Below are 20,258 nucleotides of genomic sequence, written 5' to 3'. Positions count from 1 at the left end.
GTCCGCGCAGACCCGCTCGGGCTGGGTACACCGGAACCATGACCACCGCTGTGGACACCGCACCGGACCTCGCCGACCGCATCCTCGGGGGCTGGCTGGGCCGCATCGCCGGCAACATGCTCGGCAAGCCGGTCGAGCAGGGCGAGGTGTGGACGCGCGACCGCATCGACCGCTACCTGCGGCAGGCCTCGGCCCTGCCGCTGACGGACTACCTGCCCGAGCCGGCCGGCGACACCGACGGCGCCGACCTGCGCCCCGAGTGGCACGCCTGCGTACGCGGCCGGGTGCACGGCAGCTGCCGCGACGACGACGTGGACTACGCGATCCTCGGCCTGGACCTGCTGGAGACGCACGGCTTCGGCTTCACCACCGAGCAGGTCGGCAACCTGTGGCTGCTGCGGCTGCCGTACCTGCAGACGTTCACGGCGGAGCGGGCGGCGTACCGCAACCTCGTGAACGGCCTGAAGCCGCCGTTGACGGCGACGTACGACAACCCGTGCCAGGAGTGGATCGGCGCCCTGATCCGCGCCGACATCTACGGCTGGACCAGTCCGGGGCTCCCGCGCCGCGCCGCCTCGCTCGCCCACCGTGACGCGGTGCTGTCCCACTCGGGCAACGGCGTGTACGGCGCCATGTGGGCGGCGGCGCTGGTCGCGGCGGCGTTCACCGCGCCGACCGTGCGCGACGCCGTGGACACCGCCCTGACGGTGATCCCGGCGGGCAGCCGCCTGGCCCGCACCGTGCGCCGGGTGACCGCCCTGCACGAGGCGGGGATGCCGTGGGAGGACACGCTCACGACACTCGTGGAGGAGACCGCGGGCCTGGGCTGGATCCACACGGTCCCGAACGCCGCCGTCGTCACGGCCGGGCTGCTCCACGGCGACGGCGACTTCACCCGCACCGTCGCGCTGACCGTGCGCGGCGGCCTGGACACCGACTCCAACGGCGCGACGGCCGGCTCGGTCGCGGGCGTCCTCTCGGGCGCGCGGGCGATCCCGGTCCAGTGGAAGGAACCGCTGGAGGACACGGTCCGCAGCGCGGTCTTCGGCTTCGACGGCGTGCGCATCAGCGAGCTGGCGGAACGCACCTTGCGGCTGGCGGAGGCGGCGACCTGAGCCGGGCGGTGCCGGGTGAACCGCGCAAGGGACGACGGCCGGGACCGTGGACGGGGGCGCCGCCGGGCCGTCCTCGGTGAGGTGTGTCGTCCCATCTGGTTACCCTGCTTGGATGACCACTGCCGATTTCGCCACGTACGTCGCGGGACTGCCCCGCCTGATCTCCGGAGCCGCCGCCCTCTTCCGCGACGCGGAGGGACGGGTGCTGCTCGTCGAGCCGAACTACCGTGAGGGCTGGGCACTGCCGGGCGGCACGATCGAGTCCGACGACGGAGAGACGCCGCGCCAGGGCGCCCGCCGCGAGACGCTCGAGGAGATCGGCCTCGACGTCGAGCTGGGCCGGCTGCTCGCGGTGGACTGGGTACATGCGTCGGGGCCCCGCCCGCCCCTGGTGGCCTACCTGTACGACGGCGGCGTCCTCGAAGAGGAAGACCTGAAGGCGATCCGGCTGCAGGAGGAGGAACTGGTGTCCTGGCGCCTCGTCGGCCGTGACGAGCTCACCGACCACCTGCCCGGCGCCCTCGGCCGCCGCGTCCTGGCCGCCCTCGACGTCCTCGCCGACGGCGCGGGCACGGCGGAGCTGGAGAACGGCCACCGGGTCGGCTGACCCGGACGCCGGACCCGTTCACCCCCGACGTCGCGCGGCCCGACCTCGACCTCGCGCGGCGCCTCGTCGCATGCGGCGGCCCTCGCCTCCGGGCGGTGGCCGCGTTCGATGCAGTCGCGGACGGCGAGCTCGACGGCGTCCTGGGGGCTGCCCACGCCGGCGAGCATCATCACCTCCACGACGAAGTTCGGCGTCGGGTGAGACGCCTCGGTCATGCGCGGACCATGGAACCGCGCGGGCGGGCGTGCCGGTAATCCGTTCGCCCGCCCGAATCGCCCGGCCTACCCTCGGTGCCATGACCAAGCCCCTCGTCGCCCTCCTCAGCGGCGCCGGCATCTCCACCGATTCCGGGATCCCTGATTATCGCGGGCCCAACGGGCTGTGGCGGAAGGATCCCGAGGCCGAGAAGCTCGTGACGTACGGCTACTACATGAACGACCCCGACATCCGGCGGCGGTCCTGGCAGATGCGGCGCAAGAACCGCGCCCTCGAGGCCGAGCCGAACGCCGCGCACCGCGCCGTGGCCGAGCTGGAGCGGTCCGGGGTGCCGGTGCGGGTGATCACGCAGAACGTGGACGGGCTGCACCAGCTCGCGGGCATGCCCGCCCGCAAGGTGCTGGAACTGCACGGCAGCGCCCGCAGTGTCGTGTGCACCGCGTGCCATGCCCGCGGCCCGATGGAGGACGCCCTCGCCCGGGTCGATGCCGGGGAGGACGACCCGCCCTGCCTGGAGTGCGGCGGCATCCTCAAGTCGGCGACCGTCATGTTCGGCGAGCGGCTGGACCCGGTCGTCCTCGGTGACGCCCTCGCCATCACCAAGGCCTGCCAGGCCTTCGTCGCCGTCGGCACCAGCCTGCAGGTGCAGCCCGCCGCGGGGCTCGCCGGCATCGCCGCCGACCACGGCGCCCGCCTGATCATCGTCAACGCCGACCCCACCCCGTACGACGACCTCGCCGACGAGGTCATCCGGACCCCCATCGGCACGGCCCTCCCCGAACTGCTGCGCCGGCTGCACCCGGGGAACGAGTGCTGACACCCCGACTACCGCGAGCGTCATGCGGTCGAGTGCGGGATCAACCGCCTCCGCGGCCATCAACGAGTGGCTGTGATCGGCACGCTTCACCCGAGGCAGTTCAGAGCTCGATACCCAAGCCGTCCAGGAACTCCTGGAACAGATCCTCCACGAACGGGTCGGACCGCTTCGACAGGACATCGGCGATCGCCTTGGGAACGGGAGTCAGGCCAGCCGCCCGCGCCCAGGCCACAGCACGCTCCGCGGCCTCCTCCGGCCCCAAGAACCAGTCGTCGACGGATTGACCATCCTCCGCCATGTAGGCGGACATAGCTGCCCGATCGAGACATGCGCGCCAGGTTTCCTGGTCCCTGGTCCGGCCTTCCAGGACAAGGCAGTCGCTGTCCATGACGAATCCGGCAAGGACCGGGTGCCCAGTGATGTCAACCAGTTCGATGAGACTCTCCTCATCGAGTGAGGTCTGCCCTTCCAACGACCAGAGCCGCCAGTCATCAGCGCGCTCCTGGAGCAGCTCCATGTGCACCCCGTCAGTGAAGGCCGCCACCTCACCCAGCGGGTGCCGATGGCGGACGACGACAAGGGAACCCCAGTACCCCATCTGATTGCTCCATGTCCGAAAGTCGCTGCATGGCGGCGCTCGCCGCCGCCCAGAGCCGCGTTCACGCAAGGAGGGGTGATCCTTGCAGAATCCACTTTCGCAACAGGCCCTGGGTGAGAACGCTTCGAGAATCCGAAGCTACGGCACAAGCCCGCAGAGCACACGAAGGAGGAACACCTACCTGGCCATTGGCACTGGGACTCAGCGGGCTCAGGGGGGACTCACGAGATGTCGCCACCGTCGAGATCTTCGGCACCTGCGGTGGCTGCGCCGCGCAGCCGTCGAGGAATGGGCTCCGGGCCCGCTCAGAAGTCGTAGCAGGCGTAGTCGCCGTCGGGGCCCCGGGCGATCCGGTCCGAGCCCCAGCAGTGCAGCATCGGCCCGATGCGGTAGACGGCGGCACCGCCGACCAGCAGCACGGCGGCGGCGAGCACGGCGGTCACGATCCGCATCACCTTCATCCGGCGTACGACCCACCACGCGCGGGCGACGGCCGGCACCCCCAGGAGCAGGGCGATGGCCGAGACCGGCGCGTTGTTGCGCTGGAGCCCGGGGAAGGCGTCTGGATCCACGGTCTTCTGGACGGCGGCGTAGGCGAAGAAGAGCAGCACCAGCCCCAGGAGCAGCAGCCCGACGGAGCTCGCTCCGCGCCCGACGTCCCGGCCCCGGCTCGGCGTCCTGTCGGCGTCCGGCGCCGCGGCGGCGTCCGCGCGCACCAGGTGCCGAGCGAAGATCGCCCGCAGCCGGTCCGCATCCTCCGGGTTGCTCAGGCCGCGCTTGGGCAGGACGCCGACGCCGACGGCGGACTTGTCGGCGCTGAGCAGCACGAACAGCTCCGGGGTCTCGGCATAGCGCGGGTAGAGGTGCCAGTCGAGGGTGGCCGAGCTGTGGGCGGTGGTAAGGCAGATCCCCGTGTCGTCGACGACGGCGCGGAAGTCGCCCTGCCGCTCGCTGAGCCGGTGGAACTGGCGGGCCTGCAGCCGCGGCCCGGCGGTCATGAAGGCCACGAAGGCCACCAGCGCCAGGTACAGGTACCACGGGGTGTCACGCCGGCCGTCGCCGAGCGTCGACAGAAGGACTCCGACGGCCGTGACCACCAGCGTGTAGATCAGTAGCCGACGCCGGAAACGGCCCGCTCTGGTGACCTTCGCCCGGGTGCGGATCGCTGCCCCAAGATCGTCGACGGTGAGCCGGTAGGCCAGCTCCACCGGTCTCTCCGCGACGGCGTCCGTCGCTTCCCGGCCCTCGGCCATGTCCCCTCCCCGGTTCCGTGATCAACCGGATCGTAGCGCCGGGGAGGGAGGGGACGTGCTCGGGGTCCATGCGCGAAGTGCGGCCGGCAGTTACGTGGGGCGGGTGAGGAGCCGGCCGGTGGGGTGGGCGAGTGCGGCTCGGTCAGAACAGGGCCGTGCCGCGTTCGAAGTCCAGGAGGCGGCGTTTGCGGTCCAGGCCGCCGCCGTAGCCGGTCAGGCTGCCGGTCGCGCCGATGACGCGGTGGCAGGGGACGACGATGCCGACGGGGTTGCGGCCGTTGGCGAGGCCGACGGCGCGGGAGGCGCCGGGTTTGCCGAGGGCGTCGGCGAGCCGGCCGTAGGAACGGGTCTCGCCGTAGGGGATGCGGCGGAGTTCGTTCCAGACGGCGCGCTGGAACGGTGTGCCGTTCAGGCGGAGTTCCAGGGTGAACTCGCGGAGCTGCCCGTCGAAGTAGGCCGCCAGCTGTTCCGCCGCCTCGGCGAAGGGGCGCTCGTCGCGTTCGCCGAACGTCTCCTCCGCCGGGCGGTGACGCTGGTCCACCATGTACAGGCCGCACAGGGCACCGTCGTCGGCGACGAGGGTGAGCGGGCCGTAGGGGCTGTCGATGACGGTGTGCTGTCTCACGGGAGGTCCTCAGACGGGAAGGAAGTTGATCGGGTGGCTGTCGGTCGCCCAGAGGTACTGCACCGCGTAGGCGCGCCAGGGCCGCCAGGCCGCCGCCCGCGCGGTGAGCGCGGCGGGCGTCGACGGCAGGCCCAGCGCACCGGCGGCGCGCCGGATGCCGAGGTCGGTGGGCAGGAAGGCGTCGGGGTCGCCGAGGGCACGCATGGCGATGACGTCGGCCGTCCAGGGGCCGAAGCCGGGCAGGGCGAGCAGCCTGGCGCGGGTCTCCCGCCAGTCGCTCTCCACGCCCAGGTGCACCGTGCCGTCGGCGAGTTGGCGCACCAGTGTGGTGAACGTCGTACGGCGGGTGCGGGGCATCGCCAGGGACGCGGGGTCGAGCGCGGCCAGCGCCTCGGGGGCGGGGAAGAGATGGGTGAGGCCGCCCTCGGGGTCGTCGACGGGCTCGCCGTACGCGGTGACCAGGCGGGCCGCGTGCGTGCGGGCGGCGGCCGTGGAGACCTGCTGGCCGAGGACGGCCCGCACGGCGAACTCGTTTTCGTCGACGGTGCGCGGGACCCGTCGGCCGGGGGCCTTGTCGACGAGGGGCGCGAGCACCGGGTCGGTGCGCAGCTGGTCGTCGATCGCCACCGGGTCGGCGTCCAGGTCGAGCATGCGGCGGCACCGGCTGATCGCGACGGGCAGGTCCCGCAGGTCGCTGAGGGTGAGCCGGCAGGCGATGTGGTCGGGCGCCGGCGTCAGGGTCGCGATGCCGTGGCCGTAGGGCAGGCGCAGGGTGCGCCGGTAGGCGCCGTCGCGCCACTCCTCCACGCCCGGTACGGCGGTCGCGGCGAGGTGGCCGAAGAGGTTGTCGGGGTTGAGCGGGGCGCGGAAGGGGAGACGCAGCTGGAGCGCGCCGGGGGTGGGCGGGAGCGGTGCGGGGGCCCGGCCCAGGCGGCGGGCCCGCAGGTCGGTGGGCGACAGGGCGAACACCTCGCGCACGGTGTCGTTGAAGGTGCGGATCGAGGAGAATCCGGCGGCGAAGGCGATCTCCGCCATCGGCAGCGCGGTCGTCTCGATCAGCAGCCGGGCGGTCTGGGCGCGCTGCGCGCGGGCGAGGGCGAGCGGGCCGGCGCCGAGTTCGGCGAGCAGTTGCCGTTCGACCTGGCGGGCGCTGTAGCCGAGGCGGGCGGCGAGGCCGGGGACGCCTTCGCGGTCGACCACGCCGTCGGCGATCAGCCGCATGGCGCGGGCCACCACGTCGGCGCGCTGGTTCCACTCGGGTGAGCCGGGGCTGGTGTCGGGGCGGCAGCGTTTGCAGGCCCGGAAGCCGGCCTGCTGGCAGGCGGCCGCGCTGGGGTAGAAGGTCATGTTCTCCGGCTTGGGCGGCACGACCGGGCAGCTGGGCCGGCAGTAGATGCGCGTCGTCAGGACGGCCGTGAAGAACCAGCCGTCGAACCGCGCGTCCTTGGACCGTACGGCGCGCACACAGCGCTCCCGGTCGGCGTGCATCCCTGTCTGCATGCCTCCAGCATCGGCCACCGGGACGGCGGTCGCTGGCGGGAATCCGACATGGACGTGGCATGCCCTGCGTCGTCCCGGATCACCGTTGCCGTCCAGGGCCCCGGGTGCGGCGTCCGCCGCCGCGGCGGACGCCGCACCGGGCCGGCGAACGGGCCGCCGGCAGGTGACGAGCGGCCGGTGCGGTGAGCGGCGCACTGTCCAGCGGCTCCTGCCCCGGCTCGGGCCGGGGGCATGCCGGGCGGGCCCGGCCCGAGGTGTCGCGGTGGACTCAGCCGGGGCCGTCGGCGGACAGGCCGGCGTGCGTGGCGAAGGCGGCGTAACCCCGCTCGTCGAACAGGACGAACCGCACCTCCGTCACCGTGGTGGCGACCTGCCGGACGGTCTCGACTGCGATGCGGGCGCCGTCGTCGATCGGCCACCCGTAGACGCCCGTGGAGATGGCCGGGAACGCGACCGAGCGGGCGCCGAGCTCGTCGGCGACACGCAGCGACTCGCGGTAGCAGGAGGCCAGCAGGGCGGAGCGGTCCTCGGTGGTGCTGTGGACCGGGCCGACCGTGTGGATCACCCAGCGGGCCTGAAGCAGACCCGCCGTCGTGGCCACCGCGTGCCCGGTGGGCAGGCCGCCGCCGTACCGGGAGGCCCGCAGCAGGCGGCACTCCTCGAGGATCGCGGGTCCGCCCCGGCGGTGGATCGCGCCGTCGACGCCTCCGCCGCCGAGCAGGGACGAGTTCGCGGCGTTGACGATGGCGTCGGCGGCCTGCCGGGTGATGTCGCCTTGGACGAGCGTGATCGTGGTCATGTCTGCCTCAGTCTCCTCCAGACGGCCTTCGCCGCGTTGTGTCCCGACATGCCGTGCACGCCGGGGCCCGGCGGGGTGGCCGACGAGCAGAGGTAGACGGCCGGGTGCGGCGTGCTGTAGGGGAACAGGGTCGGCTTCGGGCGCAGCAGGAGCCGGAGCCCGGCGACCGAGCCGGAGGCGATGTCGCCGCCGACGTAGTTGGCGTTGCGGGCGGCGAGCTGGGGCGGCCCGGCGACCGCGCGGGCGAGGACCCGGTCGCGGAACCCCGGGGCGAAGCGCTCCAGCTGGCGTTCGACGGCGTCGGTGAGGTCTCCTGTCCAGCCGTTGGGCACGTGGCCGTACGCCCAGAACACCTGCTGTCCGGCCGGGGCGCGGCCGGGGTCCACGACACCGGGCTGGACGGTGATGAGGAACGGCCTGTCGGGCGCGCGTCCCTCGCGGGACGCGGCGCGCAGCGCGGCGCCGATCTCGGCGCTGTCCGCCCCGATCTGCACGGTGCCGGCGACGCGGGCCTCCGCCGCCGTCCACGGCACGGGGCCGTCCAGGGCGTAGTCGATCTTGAAGACGCCGGGGCCGTACCGGTAGCCCTCGTAGTAGCCGCCGAGGCCGGCGATGCGGGCCAGGGCGGTGGGCGAGGTGTCGAACACATAGGCCCGCGCGGGCGGCAGGTCGTCGAGGCGCTTGACCTCGTAGTCGGTGTGGACGGTGCCGCCGAGGTCCTTCAGATACGCGGCGAGGGCGTCGGAGATCGACTGCGAGCCGCCGCGGGCGACCGGCCAGCCGCGGGCGTGCGCGGCCAGGGCGAAGACCAGCGCGATCGCGCCGGTGGCGAAGCCGTCGAGCGGGGCCATGACGTGGGCGACCAGGCCGGCGAGGAGGGTCCTGGCCCGCTCGTCGCGGAAGCGGCGCATCAGCCAGGTCGACGGGGGAAGGCCGGCCAGGCCGAAGCGGGCGAGCGTGACGGGGTCGCGCGGGAGGGCGCTGAGGGGCAGGGACATGAAGTCGCGGGCGAGGGTGTCCCACCGCGGCAGGAACGGCTCGACCAGCCTGCGGTACGCTCCCGCGTCCCGCGGCCCGAAGGAGGCGGCCGTCCGCGCGACCGACCGTGCCAGGACGGCGGCCGTGCCGTCGGGGAACGGATGCGCCATGGGCAGCTCGGGGTGCAGCCACTGAAGGCCGTAGCGCTCCAGCGGCAGGGCGCGGAAGGCGGGTGAGTTGATGCCGAGGGGGTGCGCGGCGGAGCACGGGTCGTGCCGGAAGCCGGGCAGGGTGAGCTCCTCGGTGCGGGCGCCGCCGCCGACGGTGCCGCACGCCTCGAACACGGCCACGGAGAACCCGCGGCGCGCGAGTTCCACGGCGGCGGTGAGCCCGTTCGGCCCCGCACCCACCACGACCGCATCGAGCATCGACGGCACCTTGGAACCCCCTCGTCAGCCGATGGTCATTCGCGCTCAGGATATGCCGCGCGGCCGGCCGGATCGCCTCGCGGGCCGAACCCCGGCCGCCGGGTCGGCCCGTCGGTCGCCGAGGGCGCGGGGACGCCGGGTGACGAGGGGTGCCGGCAGGCGCGAAGGAGGCCGGCCAGCAGCGCCCGGGGTGCGCGGCCCCAGTGCGCGCTCACGCCGATGCGCGGCCCCGGTCCGTCCACGGTCGGGTGTGGCCTCGGTGCACGGGGAGGCGTGACCCCGGTCCACGGCGAGGCGCGGCCCGACGGGCGGGCGACGCCGTCTCGGCTGCCGCCGACTACGCCGTCAGCAGGTCCAGCACCCGCTGCGCCGTCGCCGCGTCGCGGGCCGCCGTGAAGGGCAGGCTGTTGCCGCCCGTGACGCGGAAGGGGCTGCCCGCCAGGGTCAGGTGGGTGCCACCCGCCTCCTCGACGAGCAGCAGCCCCGCCGCGTGGTCCCAGGCCGCCTCCCAGGAGAACGCCGTGGCGTCCAACTCGCCACGGGCGATGGCGAGATACTCCAGTCCGGCCGAGCCGCACGCCCGCGGGGCGACGCCGTCCGTCCAAAGGCCGAGCAGCGCGTTCTTCTGGTCCTCCGTCGTGAAGTCCGGGTGGGACGTGGCCACCTCCAGCGGGCGGCCCGGCTCCGGCGTGCCGCAGCGCAGCCGCTCGCCGTCGAGGAACGCGCCCGCTCCCCGTACGGCCGTGGCGAGCCGGTCGTGTGCCGGCGCGTACGTCCAGGAGGCCAGCAGGACCCCGCGCCGGGCGAGGGTGACCAGGGTGCAGAAGCCGGGGTCGCCGTGCACGAACTGCCGTGTGCCGTCCACGGGGTCGATGATCCAGACGGGGGCGTCGCCCCGTATCGCCTCGTACGTCGCCGGGTCGGCGTGCACCGCCTCCTCGCCCACGACGACGGAGCCGGGCAGCAGGGCGCCCAGGGTGTCGGTGAGGTACAGCTCGGCCAGCCGGTCGGCGTCCGTCACCAGGTCGTGCGGGCCGGTCTTGCGGTCGACCTCGTGCTCCGCGAGCCGGCGGAAGCGGGGCATGATCTCGGCCGCGGCCGCCTTGCGGACCGCATCCTCCACGTCGGCCGAGTGGCGGGCGAGAAACTCGTCGATGGTTTCCGTCTCTTCGTTCATGGCCCCCATGAGATCACGCGTCACTGACATTCCCCGCCCGGCCGGGGTCTTCCGGGTGGAATCGGGGTGAACACCTGACGCCGGACACGAGACCCGGCGGGGGCCGTGCGGCGCGCCGGTTCGGCACGAGCCCTCTCCCTACGCCCCGAGGCGGTGCCCGGTCCGCGCCCGACCCGGCTCGGTGCCGGCCCCGTCCGGTACGGCCGCCACAGCACCGCCCCGCCCCGTCCGGTACGGCCACCGCCCAGTACCGCCCCGCGCGGCAGGGCCGCCGCCCGGCACCGCCGAGCCGCGCCCGGTGGGCGCCCTCGGCGGGCGCGTGCGTCCCAGCGCCGCCGCGCCGGCTTCGGTGTGACGGAGCGGCACCCGCCGAGAGCGCGGCGCCCGCCCTCAGACCTGCGCGCCCGCCCGTGTGTACGGTGCGGGTCACGCCGCGCGGCCCGCGCCCTCGCCCCGCCCCCGCCGGCAAGGCGCCGACCGGTCGTCAGCGGCCCACCGCGTACCCCTGCATGCCCCGCGGGTTGGCGGCCGCCGACAGGATCCCGGTCGCCGGGTCCCTGGCGACCGCGCACAGCCGGCCCTCGGACCAGGGGCCGCCGACCGTCACGTCGTGGCCGCGCCGCCGCAGTTCCCCGACCACCGCCGCGTCCATGCGCGACTCCACGGTGAGCCGGCCGGGCCGCATGCCGCGCGGGTAGAAGGAGCCGGGGAAGCCGTCGTTGTGCCAGTTCGGGGCGTCGATCGCGCCCTGCAGGTCGAGTCCCCCGCGCACCGGCTCGCGCAGGGCGGCGGCGAGGAAGAAGTGCAGCTGCCACTGGTCCTGCTGGTCGCCGCCGGGCGTGCCGAACGCCATGACCGGCACTCCGCCGCGCAGCGCGATCGACGGCGTGAGGGTGGTGCGCGGGCGGCGGCCCGGCGTGAGGGAGTTGGGCAGTCCCTCCTCCAGCCATGTCATCTGGAGCCGGGTGCCGAGCGGGAACCCCAGTTCCGGCACGACCGGGTTGGACTGCAGCCAGCCGCCGCTCGGCGTGGCGGCGACCATGTTGCCCCACCGGTCGACGACGTCCAGGTGGCAGGTGTCGCCGCGGGTGGAGCCGTCGGCGGCGACCCGGAACCCGCCCGGCCGCGCGGACGCCGGGCGGCCCGTCGTGTCGGGCTCACCCGGCACCGGGGACGTCGGGCCCTTGGCGACCGTCGGTTCGCCGACGCCCAGGGCGTCGTACTCCCCCGGGTCGGCGGCGACCGTGTGCGCGTGCGCGCTGAGCCGGGGGACGCGCCCGCCGGGGCTGCCGGGCCGCAGCTCGTAGGAGGCCGTGTCCCCGACGAGCCGTCGCCGCCCGGCGTTGTAGCCGGCCGACAGCAGTTCCGCCAGCGGCACCTCGGCGGCGTCCCCGTACCAGGCCTCCCGGTCGGCCATGGCCAGCTTGCAGCCCTCGACCAGCAGGTGGACGTAGTCGGCGGACCCGTACGCCGGCAGCTCGGGCGGGAGGAGGGCGAGCTGCTGCAGGAACACCGGGCCCTGGCTCCAGGGACCGGCCTTGCACACCGTCCAGCCGTTCCAGTCGTACGTCGCCGGGGCTTCGTAGGTCGCCGACCAGGAGGCCAGGTCGGCGGCCGTCAGGGTGCCGGTGTGGTGGTGGCCGCTGGTGTCGAGGGTGGGGCGCCGCGCCTGGCGCACCAGGGCCTCGGCGACGAAGCCGGTCCGCCACACCTCGCGGGCGGCCTCGATCTGCGCCTCCCGGCCGCCCGCGCCGGCGGTCTCGGCGAGCAGCCGCTTCCAGGTGGCGGCGAGCGCGGGGTTACGGAAGAGCGCGCCGGGCCGGGGCGGCCGCCCGCCGGGCAGGTAGACGTCGGCCGAGGAGGTCCACTCGGTCTCGAACAGCCGGCGCACGGTCTCGACGGTCTCACCGACGCGTTCCACGGGCGCGTGCCCGTGTTCGGCGTACCCGACGGCGTACTTCAGCACGTCGGCGAGCGGTTTGGTGCCGTGGTCGCGCAGCAGGAGCATCCAGGCGTCGAAGGCGCCGGGGACCGCGGCGGCGAGCGGGCCGGTGCCGGGGACGAGTTCCAGGCCGAGCCCGCGGTAGTGGGCCACCGTAGCCCCGGCCGGGGCCACGCCCTGCCCGCACAGCATCCGCACCTCCCCGCCCGCCGGGGCGAGCAGGACGGGCACCTCGCCGGCGGGCCCGTTGAGGTGGGGTTCGACCACGTGCAGCACGAACGCGCCCGCCACGGCCGCGTCGTAGGCGTTGCCGCCGTCCTCCAGCACGGCCATCGCGGACTGCGAGGCGAGCCAGTGGGTGGAGGAGACCATGCCGAAGGTCCCCTGCAGGGTGGGTCGGGTGGTGAACCGCATTCCCTCACCTCGGATTTCGCGGACGTCAGCGGGCCCCACCAGTATGTGGGCGATCATCCGTGGCCCGGTGGCCACCGGAGCCGCCGGAGCCGCCGGAGCCACCGGAATCATCCGGTCCCGGCCGGCGTTGAGGAGGGGGTCGGACCGGGGAACGGAGACGGATCGGTGCACGGTGAGTACAAGGTGCCCGGCGGCAAGCTCGTCGTGGTGGACGTGGAGGCCGAGGACGGCGTGCTGCGGCACGTCCGCGTGGCGGGTGACTTCTTCCTCGAGCCGGACGAGGCCCTGGACGCCGTGAACCGCGCGCTGGAGGGCGCCCCGGCGGACGCGGACGCCGCGGGGCTGGCCGCCCGGATCGACGCGGCCCTGCCGGAGGGCACCGTGATGTACGGGCTGACCTCCGAGGGCGTCGGCATCGCGGTGCGCCGCGCCCTGGCCCACGCCACCGACTGGACCGACTACGACTGGCAGCTCATCCACGACGGCCCGCAGTCCCCGGCCCTGCACATGGCGCTGGACGAGGTGCTGACGGACGAGGTCGCCGCGGGGCGGCGGCCTCCGACCCTGCGGGTGTGGGAGTGGGGCGGCCCGGCGGTGATCATCGGCAGCTTCCAGTCGCTGCGCAACGAGGTCGACCCGGAGGGCGCCGCGCGGCACGGCATCACGGTGGTGCGCCGGATCTCCGGCGGCGGCGCGATGTTCGTCGAGCCGGGCAACACGATCACCTACTCGCTGTCGGTGCCGCAGTCGCTGGTGCAGGGACTGTCCTTCCAGGACAGCTACGCCTACCTCGACGACTGGGTGCTCGGCGCGCTCGGTGACATGGGCATCCGGGCCTGGTACCAGCCGCTGAACGACATCGCCACCGACCAGGGGAAGATCGCGGGCGCCGCTCAGAAGCGGGTCGTCGGTCCCCAGGGAGGTCCCGGCGCGGTCCTGCACCACGTGACCATGTCGTACGACATCGACGCCGACAAGATGGTCCAGGTGCTGCGGATCGGGCGGGAGAAGCTGTCCGACAAGGGCACGAGGAGCGCCGGGAAGCGGGTGGATCCGCTGCGCCGGCAGACCGGTCTGCCGCGCGAGGCCGTCATCGAGCGGATGATCGACTCCTTCCGCGGCCGGTACGGACTGGCCGCGGGCAGGGTGACCGGCGAGGAACTGGCCCGCGCGCGGGAGCTGGCGCGGACGAAGTACACCTCCGGGGAGTGGACGGCGCGGGTGCCCTGACCGGCCGCTGTCACCGGCTCGCTCCTGACGGGCCGTCACGCCGTCGTCCCGCGCTGCCGCCGCCGACGGCGCCCGCGCCGCGCGTCCCACTGTGACCACGCGGCCACGCAGCGAGTTCGCCCTTCCGCGCCACCGGCAGTCGTGTGACACTGTCGTCCCGTCCGCAGTGCGGACCCCTCCGCACCGTCCGTCCCCCACGAGAAGTGCGCCGTGCGTGATTTTCCCCTGCCGCTCGCGCTCACCGCGCGTCTGTCCCCGGTCGTCGTGCTCGCCTGCGCGGGCTGGGCACTGACCTCCGGCCCGGCGGCGCCCCCGGCCGCGGGGCACGACCCCGCCCCGCAGCGGCCCGGCTCCACCCAGCCGGTCTCCGCTCCGTCGAGCACGGCGGAGGCCAGGACGTACGCGTCGGCCCCCGCGCCGTGCACCGCCGTGGCCGTGAAGACGGTCGCGTCGCTGGTGCCGGGCGCGAAGACGGCGGGCCGGGAGATCCCGTCGACGGACACGGAGAAGCGCCGCACCTGCTCCTGGAACGCCCTGCACGGCTTCGACTACCGCTGGCTGGACGTGTCGTTCGAGGTCATGGGCTCGGACGCGGCCGCGCGCACGTCGTACGAGGAGCGGACGAAGGAGAAGAGCGGCGGCGGCGCGGTCCCCGGGCTCGGCGACGCGGCGTACTCCGTCGTGAACCTCACCACCGAGGACAAGCAGCAGACGCGGGAGGGCGTGGTGGTGGCCCGTGCCGCCAACGCCCTGGTCATCGTCACCTACAACGGCAGCGACTTCGAGACGAAGAAGGCGCCCGACACGGCGGAGATCAACACGGGCGCCATCAAGGCCGCCAAGGAAGCGGTGGCGGCCCTGCGGGGCGGCCGGTAGGGCCGGACGCCCCCTGACGGGCGTCAGGCGGCGGCGCGCCGCCGGCCGCGGGTGAGCATCAGGGCCAGGTACAGCAGCATCGAGGTGCCGAGGCCGACCGCCCAGCCGTAGTCGGCGAGGGCGGACAGGGCGGGGACGGGCCGGCCGTCGAACAGCGGATGGAGGTCCGCGCCCCCGATGGCGAGGACACCGCCCACGGCGAAGGCGACGACGGCCCGCCAGTTCCAGCCGCCGCGGTACCAGTAGCGCCCGCCCGGGCGGTACAGGTCGGCCAGGTCCAGGGAGGACCGGCGCAGGATCCAGTAGTCAGCGACGAGGATGCCGGCCACGGTGCCGAGCAGGCCGCCGACCAGGCCGAGCCAGGTGAAGATGTAGCCCTGCGGGTCGGAGTACAGCTTCCACGGGCAGATGAGCACGGCGAGCACGGCGGTGACGAGCGCGCCGGCCCGGAAACTGACGTGCCGGGGCGCGACGTTGGAGAAGTCGAAGGCCGGGGAGACGAGGTTGGCGGCGATGTTGACCGACAGCGTTGCCACCAGCACGGTCACCAACGCGTAGAGCAGACCGACCACGCTGTCGGTCTTCGCCGCCAGCCGCACCGGGTCCCACACGGGCTCGCCGTACACGGCCTGGGAGCCTGAGGTGACCAGCACCGACAGGAACGCGAACAGCGTCATCGTCGTCGGCAGGCCGAGGCTCTGACCCCATGTCTGGGCCTTCTGGCTCCTGCCGTACCGGGTGAAGTCGGGGATGTTCAGGGACAGCGTGGACCAGAAGCCGATCATGCCCATGAGGGAGGGGGCGAACAGTTTCCAGAAGTCCGCTCCCCAGCCCAGCTTCGACGGCTGGTCGAAGAGCGGGCCGAGGCCGCCGGCCCTGTCGCTCATCCACCACAGCATGACGAAGGCGCCGACGAGCACGAACGGCGCCGCCCAGTTCTCGAAGCGGCGGATGGTCTCCATGCCGCGGTGGATGACGGCCACCTGGATCGCCCAGAAGATCGCGAACGACAGCCACATGGTCCAGGGGTGGCCGCCGACCGTCGCGGCGTTCGCCCAGCCCTGCCCGATCAGCTTGCCGGCGAGGAAGTAGATGGCCTCGCCGCCGATCCAGGTCTGGATGCCGAACCAGCCGCAGGCCACGAGCGCCCGTACGACGGCGGGCAGGTTGGCGCCGCGGACGCCGAAGGAGGCGCGGGCGAAGACCGGGAACGGGATGCCGTACTTGGGTCCCGCGTGTCCGGTGAGCAGCATCGGCACCAGCACGATGACGTTGGCGAGGGCGATGGTGAACACCGCCTGCTTCCAGTCCATGCCGACGGCGACGAGCCCGGAGGCCAGGGTCCAGGAGGCCGTGTTGTGGGCCATGCCGACCCACAGGGCGCAGAAGTTGTACGTGGTCCAGGTGCGCCGGGCGGCGGGGACCGGCAGCAGGTCCTCGTTGGCGTAGGGGCCGCCGGGCGGTTCGCTGCCGGGGGCGAGTTCCACGCGCCCGTCGGGGAGGGCGACCTGGGCGGTGGGCGGTATGGCGGTGGGTGCGGTGTCGGTCATGGGCAGCCCAATCGATGAGGTGGGTCGACGCGGGGCGGTGCGGGCGCCCGGCCCCCTCCCCGGGGGAGCGGGGAGGGGGGACAGGGGGTGGGGGACGGAAGCGGGGCGGGGCCGGGGGGTCAGGAGCGCAGGGCGGGGATGACCTTCTGGCCGTAGGCGTCGATCACGGCCTCCTGCGCGTCGTGCATGTCGTACAGGGCGAACTGGTCGACGCCCAGCTCGCGCAGCGCCCTCAGCTTCTCGACGTGTGCCTCGACGGGCCCGACCAGGCAGAACCGGTCGACGATCCGGTCGGGCACGAACGCGGTGTCGGGGTTGCCGCTGCGTCCGTGATGGGCGTAGTCGTAGCCCTGGCGGGCCTTGATGTAGTCGGTGAGTTCGCCGGGGACGGCGCCCGAGTGCTCGCCGTACCGGGCGACGAGGTCGGCGACGTGGTTGCCGACCATCCCGCCGAACCACCGGCACTGCTCGCGGGCGTGGGCCAGCGCCTCGGGCGAGTCGTCGGCGGTGACATAGGCGGGGGCGGCGACGCAGACCGTGACGTCGGACGGGTCGCGCCCGGCCGCGGCCGCCGCGTCCTTCACCGTCTTGACCATGTACTCGGTGAGGTAGAGGTCAGCGAGCTGGAGGATGAAGCCGTCGGCCTCCTCGCCCGCCGTCTTCAGGGCCTTGGGTCCGTACGCGGCCATCCAGACCGGGAGTTCGGCGCCCGGCCCGACCCACGGGAACCGGACGACCGTGCCGCCGCCGAGGTCGGCCTCCTCGCCCCGCGCCAGCGCCCGGATCACCCGCATGGCCTCGCTAATCCGGGCCAGGGTGACGGGTTTGCGGCCGGCGACGCGCATGGCCGAGTCGCCGCGGCCGATGCCGCAGACGGTGCGGTTGCCGAACATGTCGTTGAGGGTGGCGAACGTGGACGCGGTGACCTCCCAGGTGCGGGTCCCGGGGTTGGTGACCATCGGGCCGACCGTCAGCCTGTCCGTGTTGGCGAGGACCTGACTGTAAATGACGAACGGCTCCTGCCACAGCACGGCGGAGTCGAAGGTCCAGCCGTACGTGAAGCCGTTGCGTTCGGCCCGTTTCATGAGGCTGACGACGCGGGAGGCCGGCGGGTCGGTCTGCAGGACGAGTCCGAAGTCCATGGGCACGACTCCTAGTCGAGGTACTGGCAGGTGGAGCGCGGGGTGTAGACGCCGTGACCGGCGCGTCCGGTGAACTCCCGCTCGGTGACGACCCATTCGCCGCGCGACAGGACGGTCTCGACGCGGCCGGTGACGCGCATGCCCTCGTACGCCGAGTAGTCGACGTTCATGTGGTGCTCGGCAGCGGAGATGACCTGCTCGGCGTGCGGGTCGTAGACGACGACGTCGGCGTCGGCGCCGGGGGCGATGGTGCCCTTCTGCGGGTACAGGCCGAACATGCGGGCCGGGGTGGCGCAGGCGATCTCGATCCAGCGGCGGCGGGAGATGCGCCCCTCGACGACGGCCTGGTGGAGCAGGTCCATGCGGTGCTCCACGCCGGGCATGCCGTTGGGGATCTTCGAGAAGTCGCCGCGGCCCAGCTCCTTCTGGCCGGCGAAGCAGAAGGGGCAGTGGTCGGTGGAGACCACCTGCAGGTCGTTGCGGCGCAGGCCCTTCCACAGGGCCGCCTGGTGCTCCCTGGGCCGCAGGGGCGTGGAGCACACGTACTTGGCGCCCTCGAAGTCCGGCTCGGCGAGGTTGTCGGTGGACAGGAAGAGGTACTGGGGGCAGGTCTCGCCGAAGACGCTGAGTCCGTCGGCGCGGGCCCGGGCGAGTTCGGCGACCGCCTCCCGCGCCGAGACGTGGACGACGTACAGGGGCGCGCCCGCGACCTGCGCCAGCCTGATGGCGCGGTGGGTGGCCTCGGCCTCCAGCAGGGCCTTGCGCACCTCGCCGTGGTGGCGCGGGTCGGTCTCGCCGCGGGCGAGGGCCTGCTCGACCAGCACGTCGATCGCGATGCCGTTCTCCGCGTGCATCATGATCAGGCCGCCGTTCCCGGCGGCGCGCTGCATGGCGCGCAGGATCTGGCCGTCGTCGCTGTAGAAGACGCCGGGATAGGCCATGAACTGCTTGAAGGACGTGACCCCCTCCTCCACCAGCAGGTCCATCTCCTTCAGCGTCTCCTGGTTGACATCGGAGACGATCATGTGGAAGCCGTAGTCGATGGCGCAGTTGCCCTCGGCCTTGGCGTGCCAGGCGTCCAGTCCCTCGCGCAGGGCGCCGCCGACGCTCTGGATCGCGAAGTCGACGATCGTCGTCGTGCCGCCCCAGGCCGCGGCCCGGGTGCCGGTCTCGAAGGTGTCCGAGGCGTAGGTGCCGCCGAAGGGCATCTCCATGTGGGTGTGTCCGTCGACGCCGCCCGGGATCACGTACTTCCCGGTCGCGTCGAGGGTGCGCTCGGCCGTGAAGGCGTCGGCGGCGGGGGTGCCGGAGGCGGCGAGGGCGGCGATGCGGCCGTCCTCGATCAGGACGTCGGCGTGGATCTCGTCGGAGGCGGTGACGACGAGGCCGCCACGGATGACGGTACGGCTCATGCTCCCTCTCCTTCCGGTCGTGGGTGCTGTGCGGGGAGCCCGCGGGTGTCCGGGCGGGGGCGGGCGGTGTTCGGCACCGGGAACCCGGTGCCGCGGGCCCGGCCGGCCGGGCCCGCGGCCGGGCGCGGCGGTCAGGGCGCGGTCAGCGGGGAGTAGGCGCCCGGCGCGCGGTCGCGGTAGAACTGCCACCGGTCGCGGACCTCGCGCAGCCTGGCCGTGTCCAGGTCGCGCACGACGAGTTCGCTCTCCTTGTCGCTCGCCACCTCGCCGACGAACTGCGCCTCGGGGTCCACGAAGTACGACGTGCCGTAGAAGTCGTTGTCGCCCAGTTCCTCGACGCCGACCCGGTTGATCGCGCCGACGAAGTACTCGTTGGCGACGGCGGCCGCCGGCTGCTCCAGCTGCCACAGGTAGCCGGACAGGCCGCGGGAGGTGGCCGACGGGTTGAACACGATCTCCGCGCCCGCGAGACCGAGGGCGCGCCAGCCCTCCGGGAAGTGGCGGTCGTAGCAGATGTACACGCCGACCCTGCCGACGGCGGTGTCGAAGACGGGCCAGCCGCTGTTGCCGGGGCGGAAGTAGAACTTCTCCCAGAAGCCCCTCACCTGGGGGATGTGGGTCTTGCGGTACTTGCCGAGGTAGGAGCCGTCGGCATCGATCACGGCGGCGGTGTTGTAGAGGACGCCGGGCTGCTCCTCCTCGTACATCGGCAGGACGAGGACGAGGCCCAGTTCCCGGGCCAGCGCCTGGAAGCGCCGCACGAGGGGTCCCTCGGGGATCTGCTCGGCGTACGCGTAGAACGCCGGGTCCTGGACCTGGCAGAAGTACGGGCCGTAGAACAGCTCCTGGAAGCAGAGCACCTGGGCGCCCTGCGCGGCGGCGTCGCGGGCCGCCCGCTCGTGGACCTGGATCATGGACTCCTTGTCGCCGGTCCAGGCGGTCTGGAAGAGGGCGGCGCGGATGACTCTGCTCATCGGGACCTCCACTGGCTCGGTGTGCGGCGAGCGTAGGAACTGGGCGAGCGCGCCGTGAGGTGCACCGTGTCACGTCTGCGGGGGTGCGGCGTGGCAGCGTGTCACCCTGGTCCTGTCCCATGTTTCACCGCCGTTCTCCCAGGTCGTCGCAGGTTTCACTCCTGTTGCGCATCGTGCGCGAGCAGCGCGATGTGCACGGAGGCGGCCTGCTCGAAGTCGTCGAGGTCCACTTCGAGCCGTGCCTGTATGGCCTCCAGCCGGCGGTAGAGCGCGGGCCGGGAGACGTGGTGGAGCCGTGCGGTGCGGGACTTGTTGCGGCCGGTGGCGAGGTACGTCCGCAGCACGGACAGCAGGTCGTCGCCGGCCGGTCCCAGCAGGCCGTCCAGTTCCCGCTCGGCGAAGGACTGCACGTGCGGGTCGTCGCGCAGCAGGCGGATCAGGCCGCGCAGGTGGACGTCCCGGAGGCGGACGACGGCGGGCAGGTCGCGGGCGGGCGAGGAGTCGGCGACGGCGTGCGCGACGTGCCGCGCCTCGCGCAGCCCGGCGGGGACGTCGTCCCAGGCGGTGCGGGGTGCTGCGGCGGCGACGACGATCCGCTGTTCGGC

The 20,258-nt window shown here is 73.5% G+C and carries 18 protein-coding genes and 1 pseudogene; 5 read left to right on the top strand and 14 right to left on the bottom strand.

Going from position 1 to position 20,258, the window contains the following annotated elements:
• Positions 1-38: 38 nt before the first annotated feature.
• Positions 39-1,115 (top strand): ADP-ribosylglycohydrolase family protein, encoded by a 1,077-nt coding sequence (locus ACWDNY_RS00965; protein WP_451643554.1) that lies wholly within the window; start codon positions 39-41, stop codon positions 1,113-1,115.
• 112 nt (positions 1,116-1,227) lie between these two features.
• The gene (locus ACWDNY_RS00960) at positions 1,228-1,722 is read left to right on the top strand and encodes an NUDIX domain-containing protein (protein WP_451643553.1); all 495 of its coding nucleotides are present in this window, start codon (positions 1,228-1,230) and stop codon (positions 1,720-1,722) included.
• A gap of 20 nt (positions 1,723-1,742) precedes the next feature.
• Here the strand turns inward: ACWDNY_RS00960 and ACWDNY_RS00955 are convergent.
• Positions 1,743-1,937 (bottom strand): annotated as a pseudogene (locus ACWDNY_RS00955) (hypothetical protein); the annotation flags it as partial.
• Between the two features lie 80 nt (positions 1,938-2,017).
• Between ACWDNY_RS00955 and ACWDNY_RS00950 the strand changes: the two are divergent.
• Complete coding sequence (locus ACWDNY_RS00950) at positions 2,018-2,755, top strand: SIR2 family NAD-dependent protein deacylase (RefSeq protein ID WP_451643552.1); 738 nt, start codon at positions 2,018-2,020, stop codon at positions 2,753-2,755.
• 100 nt (positions 2,756-2,855) lie between these two features.
• Here the strand turns inward: ACWDNY_RS00950 and ACWDNY_RS00945 are convergent, their stop codons facing one another.
• From ACWDNY_RS00945 to ACWDNY_RS00910, 8 genes are all read right to left on the bottom strand, one after another.
• The gene (locus tag ACWDNY_RS00945) at positions 2,856-3,353 is read right to left on the bottom strand and encodes a hypothetical protein (protein WP_451643551.1); all 498 of its coding nucleotides are present in this window, start codon (positions 3,351-3,353) and stop codon (positions 2,856-2,858) included.
• Positions 3,354-3,658: 305 nt separating this feature from the next.
• A complete protein-coding gene (locus ACWDNY_RS00940) occupies positions 3,659-4,606 on the bottom strand; it encodes a YcxB family protein (protein ID WP_451643550.1) in 948 nt (315 codons plus the stop codon).
• A 142-nt stretch (positions 4,607-4,748) separates the two neighbouring features.
• Entirely contained in the window at positions 4,749-5,231 is a 483-nt protein-coding gene (locus ACWDNY_RS00935) for a methylated-DNA--[protein]-cysteine S-methyltransferase (protein WP_451643549.1), read from the bottom strand.
• 9 nt (positions 5,232-5,240) lie between these two features.
• Positions 5,241-6,731 (bottom strand): AlkA N-terminal domain-containing protein, encoded by a 1,491-nt coding sequence (locus ACWDNY_RS00930; protein WP_451643548.1) that lies wholly within the window; start codon positions 6,729-6,731, stop codon positions 5,241-5,243.
• 268 nt (positions 6,732-6,999) lie between these two features.
• Positions 7,000-7,530 (bottom strand): O-acetyl-ADP-ribose deacetylase, encoded by a 531-nt coding sequence (locus tag ACWDNY_RS00925; RefSeq protein ID WP_451643547.1) that lies wholly within the window; start codon positions 7,528-7,530, stop codon positions 7,000-7,002.
• Positions 7,527-8,936 (bottom strand): phytoene desaturase family protein, encoded by a 1,410-nt coding sequence (locus tag ACWDNY_RS00920; RefSeq protein WP_451643546.1) that lies wholly within the window; start codon positions 8,934-8,936, stop codon positions 7,527-7,529. The genes ACWDNY_RS00925 and ACWDNY_RS00920 overlap by 4 nt, the downstream gene beginning before the upstream one ends.
• Positions 8,937-9,273: 337 nt before the next feature.
• Complete coding sequence (locus ACWDNY_RS00915) at positions 9,274-10,113, bottom strand: inositol monophosphatase family protein (RefSeq protein ID WP_451643545.1); 840 nt, start codon at positions 10,111-10,113, stop codon at positions 9,274-9,276.
• A 484-nt stretch (positions 10,114-10,597) separates the two neighbouring features.
• Complete coding sequence (locus tag ACWDNY_RS00910) at positions 10,598-12,469, bottom strand: gamma-glutamyltransferase family protein (RefSeq protein WP_451643544.1); 1,872 nt, start codon at positions 12,467-12,469, stop codon at positions 10,598-10,600.
• A 165-nt stretch (positions 12,470-12,634) separates the two neighbouring features.
• Here ACWDNY_RS00910 and ACWDNY_RS00905 point away from each other — a divergent pair, with 165 nt between their 5' ends.
• A complete protein-coding gene (locus tag ACWDNY_RS00905) occupies positions 12,635-13,699 on the top strand; it encodes a lipoate--protein ligase family protein (RefSeq protein WP_451643543.1) in 1,065 nt (354 codons plus the stop codon).
• Positions 13,700-13,909: 210 nt separating this feature from the next.
• On the top strand, positions 13,910-14,575 hold the full coding sequence (locus ACWDNY_RS00900; protein WP_451643542.1) for a hypothetical protein: 666 nt from the start codon (positions 13,910-13,912) through the stop codon (positions 14,573-14,575).
• A gap of 23 nt (positions 14,576-14,598) precedes the next feature.
• Here ACWDNY_RS00900 and ACWDNY_RS00895 read toward each other — a convergent pair whose 3' ends face one another.
• The 5 genes from ACWDNY_RS00895 to ACWDNY_RS00875 all read right to left on the bottom strand — a co-directional run.
• Positions 14,599-16,125 carry an NCS1 family nucleobase:cation symporter-1 gene (locus ACWDNY_RS00895; protein WP_451643541.1) on the bottom strand — a complete coding sequence of 509 codons (1,527 nt, stop codon included), beginning with the start codon at positions 16,123-16,125 and terminating at the stop codon, positions 14,599-14,601.
• Positions 16,126-16,244: 119 nt separating this feature from the next.
• Positions 16,245-17,267: a TIGR03842 family LLM class F420-dependent oxidoreductase gene (locus tag ACWDNY_RS00890; protein WP_451643540.1), complete on the bottom strand. Its 1,023-nt coding sequence runs from the start codon at positions 17,265-17,267 to the stop codon at positions 16,245-16,247.
• A gap of 11 nt (positions 17,268-17,278) precedes the next feature.
• Positions 17,279-18,679 (bottom strand): dihydropyrimidinase, encoded by a 1,401-nt coding sequence (hydA, locus tag ACWDNY_RS00885; RefSeq protein ID WP_451643539.1) that lies wholly within the window; start codon positions 18,677-18,679, stop codon positions 17,279-17,281.
• Positions 18,680-18,810: 131 nt separating this feature from the next.
• A complete protein-coding gene (locus ACWDNY_RS00880) occupies positions 18,811-19,653 on the bottom strand; it encodes a nitrilase-related carbon-nitrogen hydrolase (protein ID WP_451643538.1) in 843 nt (280 codons plus the stop codon).
• A 155-nt stretch (positions 19,654-19,808) separates the two neighbouring features.
• Positions 19,809-20,258: PucR family transcriptional regulator (locus ACWDNY_RS00875; protein ID WP_451643537.1), on the bottom strand; the 450-nt coding region annotated here is incomplete at its 5' end.

The organism is Streptomyces sp. NPDC003697 (assembly GCF_053587115.1).
This window is presented reverse-complemented; position numbering and strand designations above follow the sequence as displayed.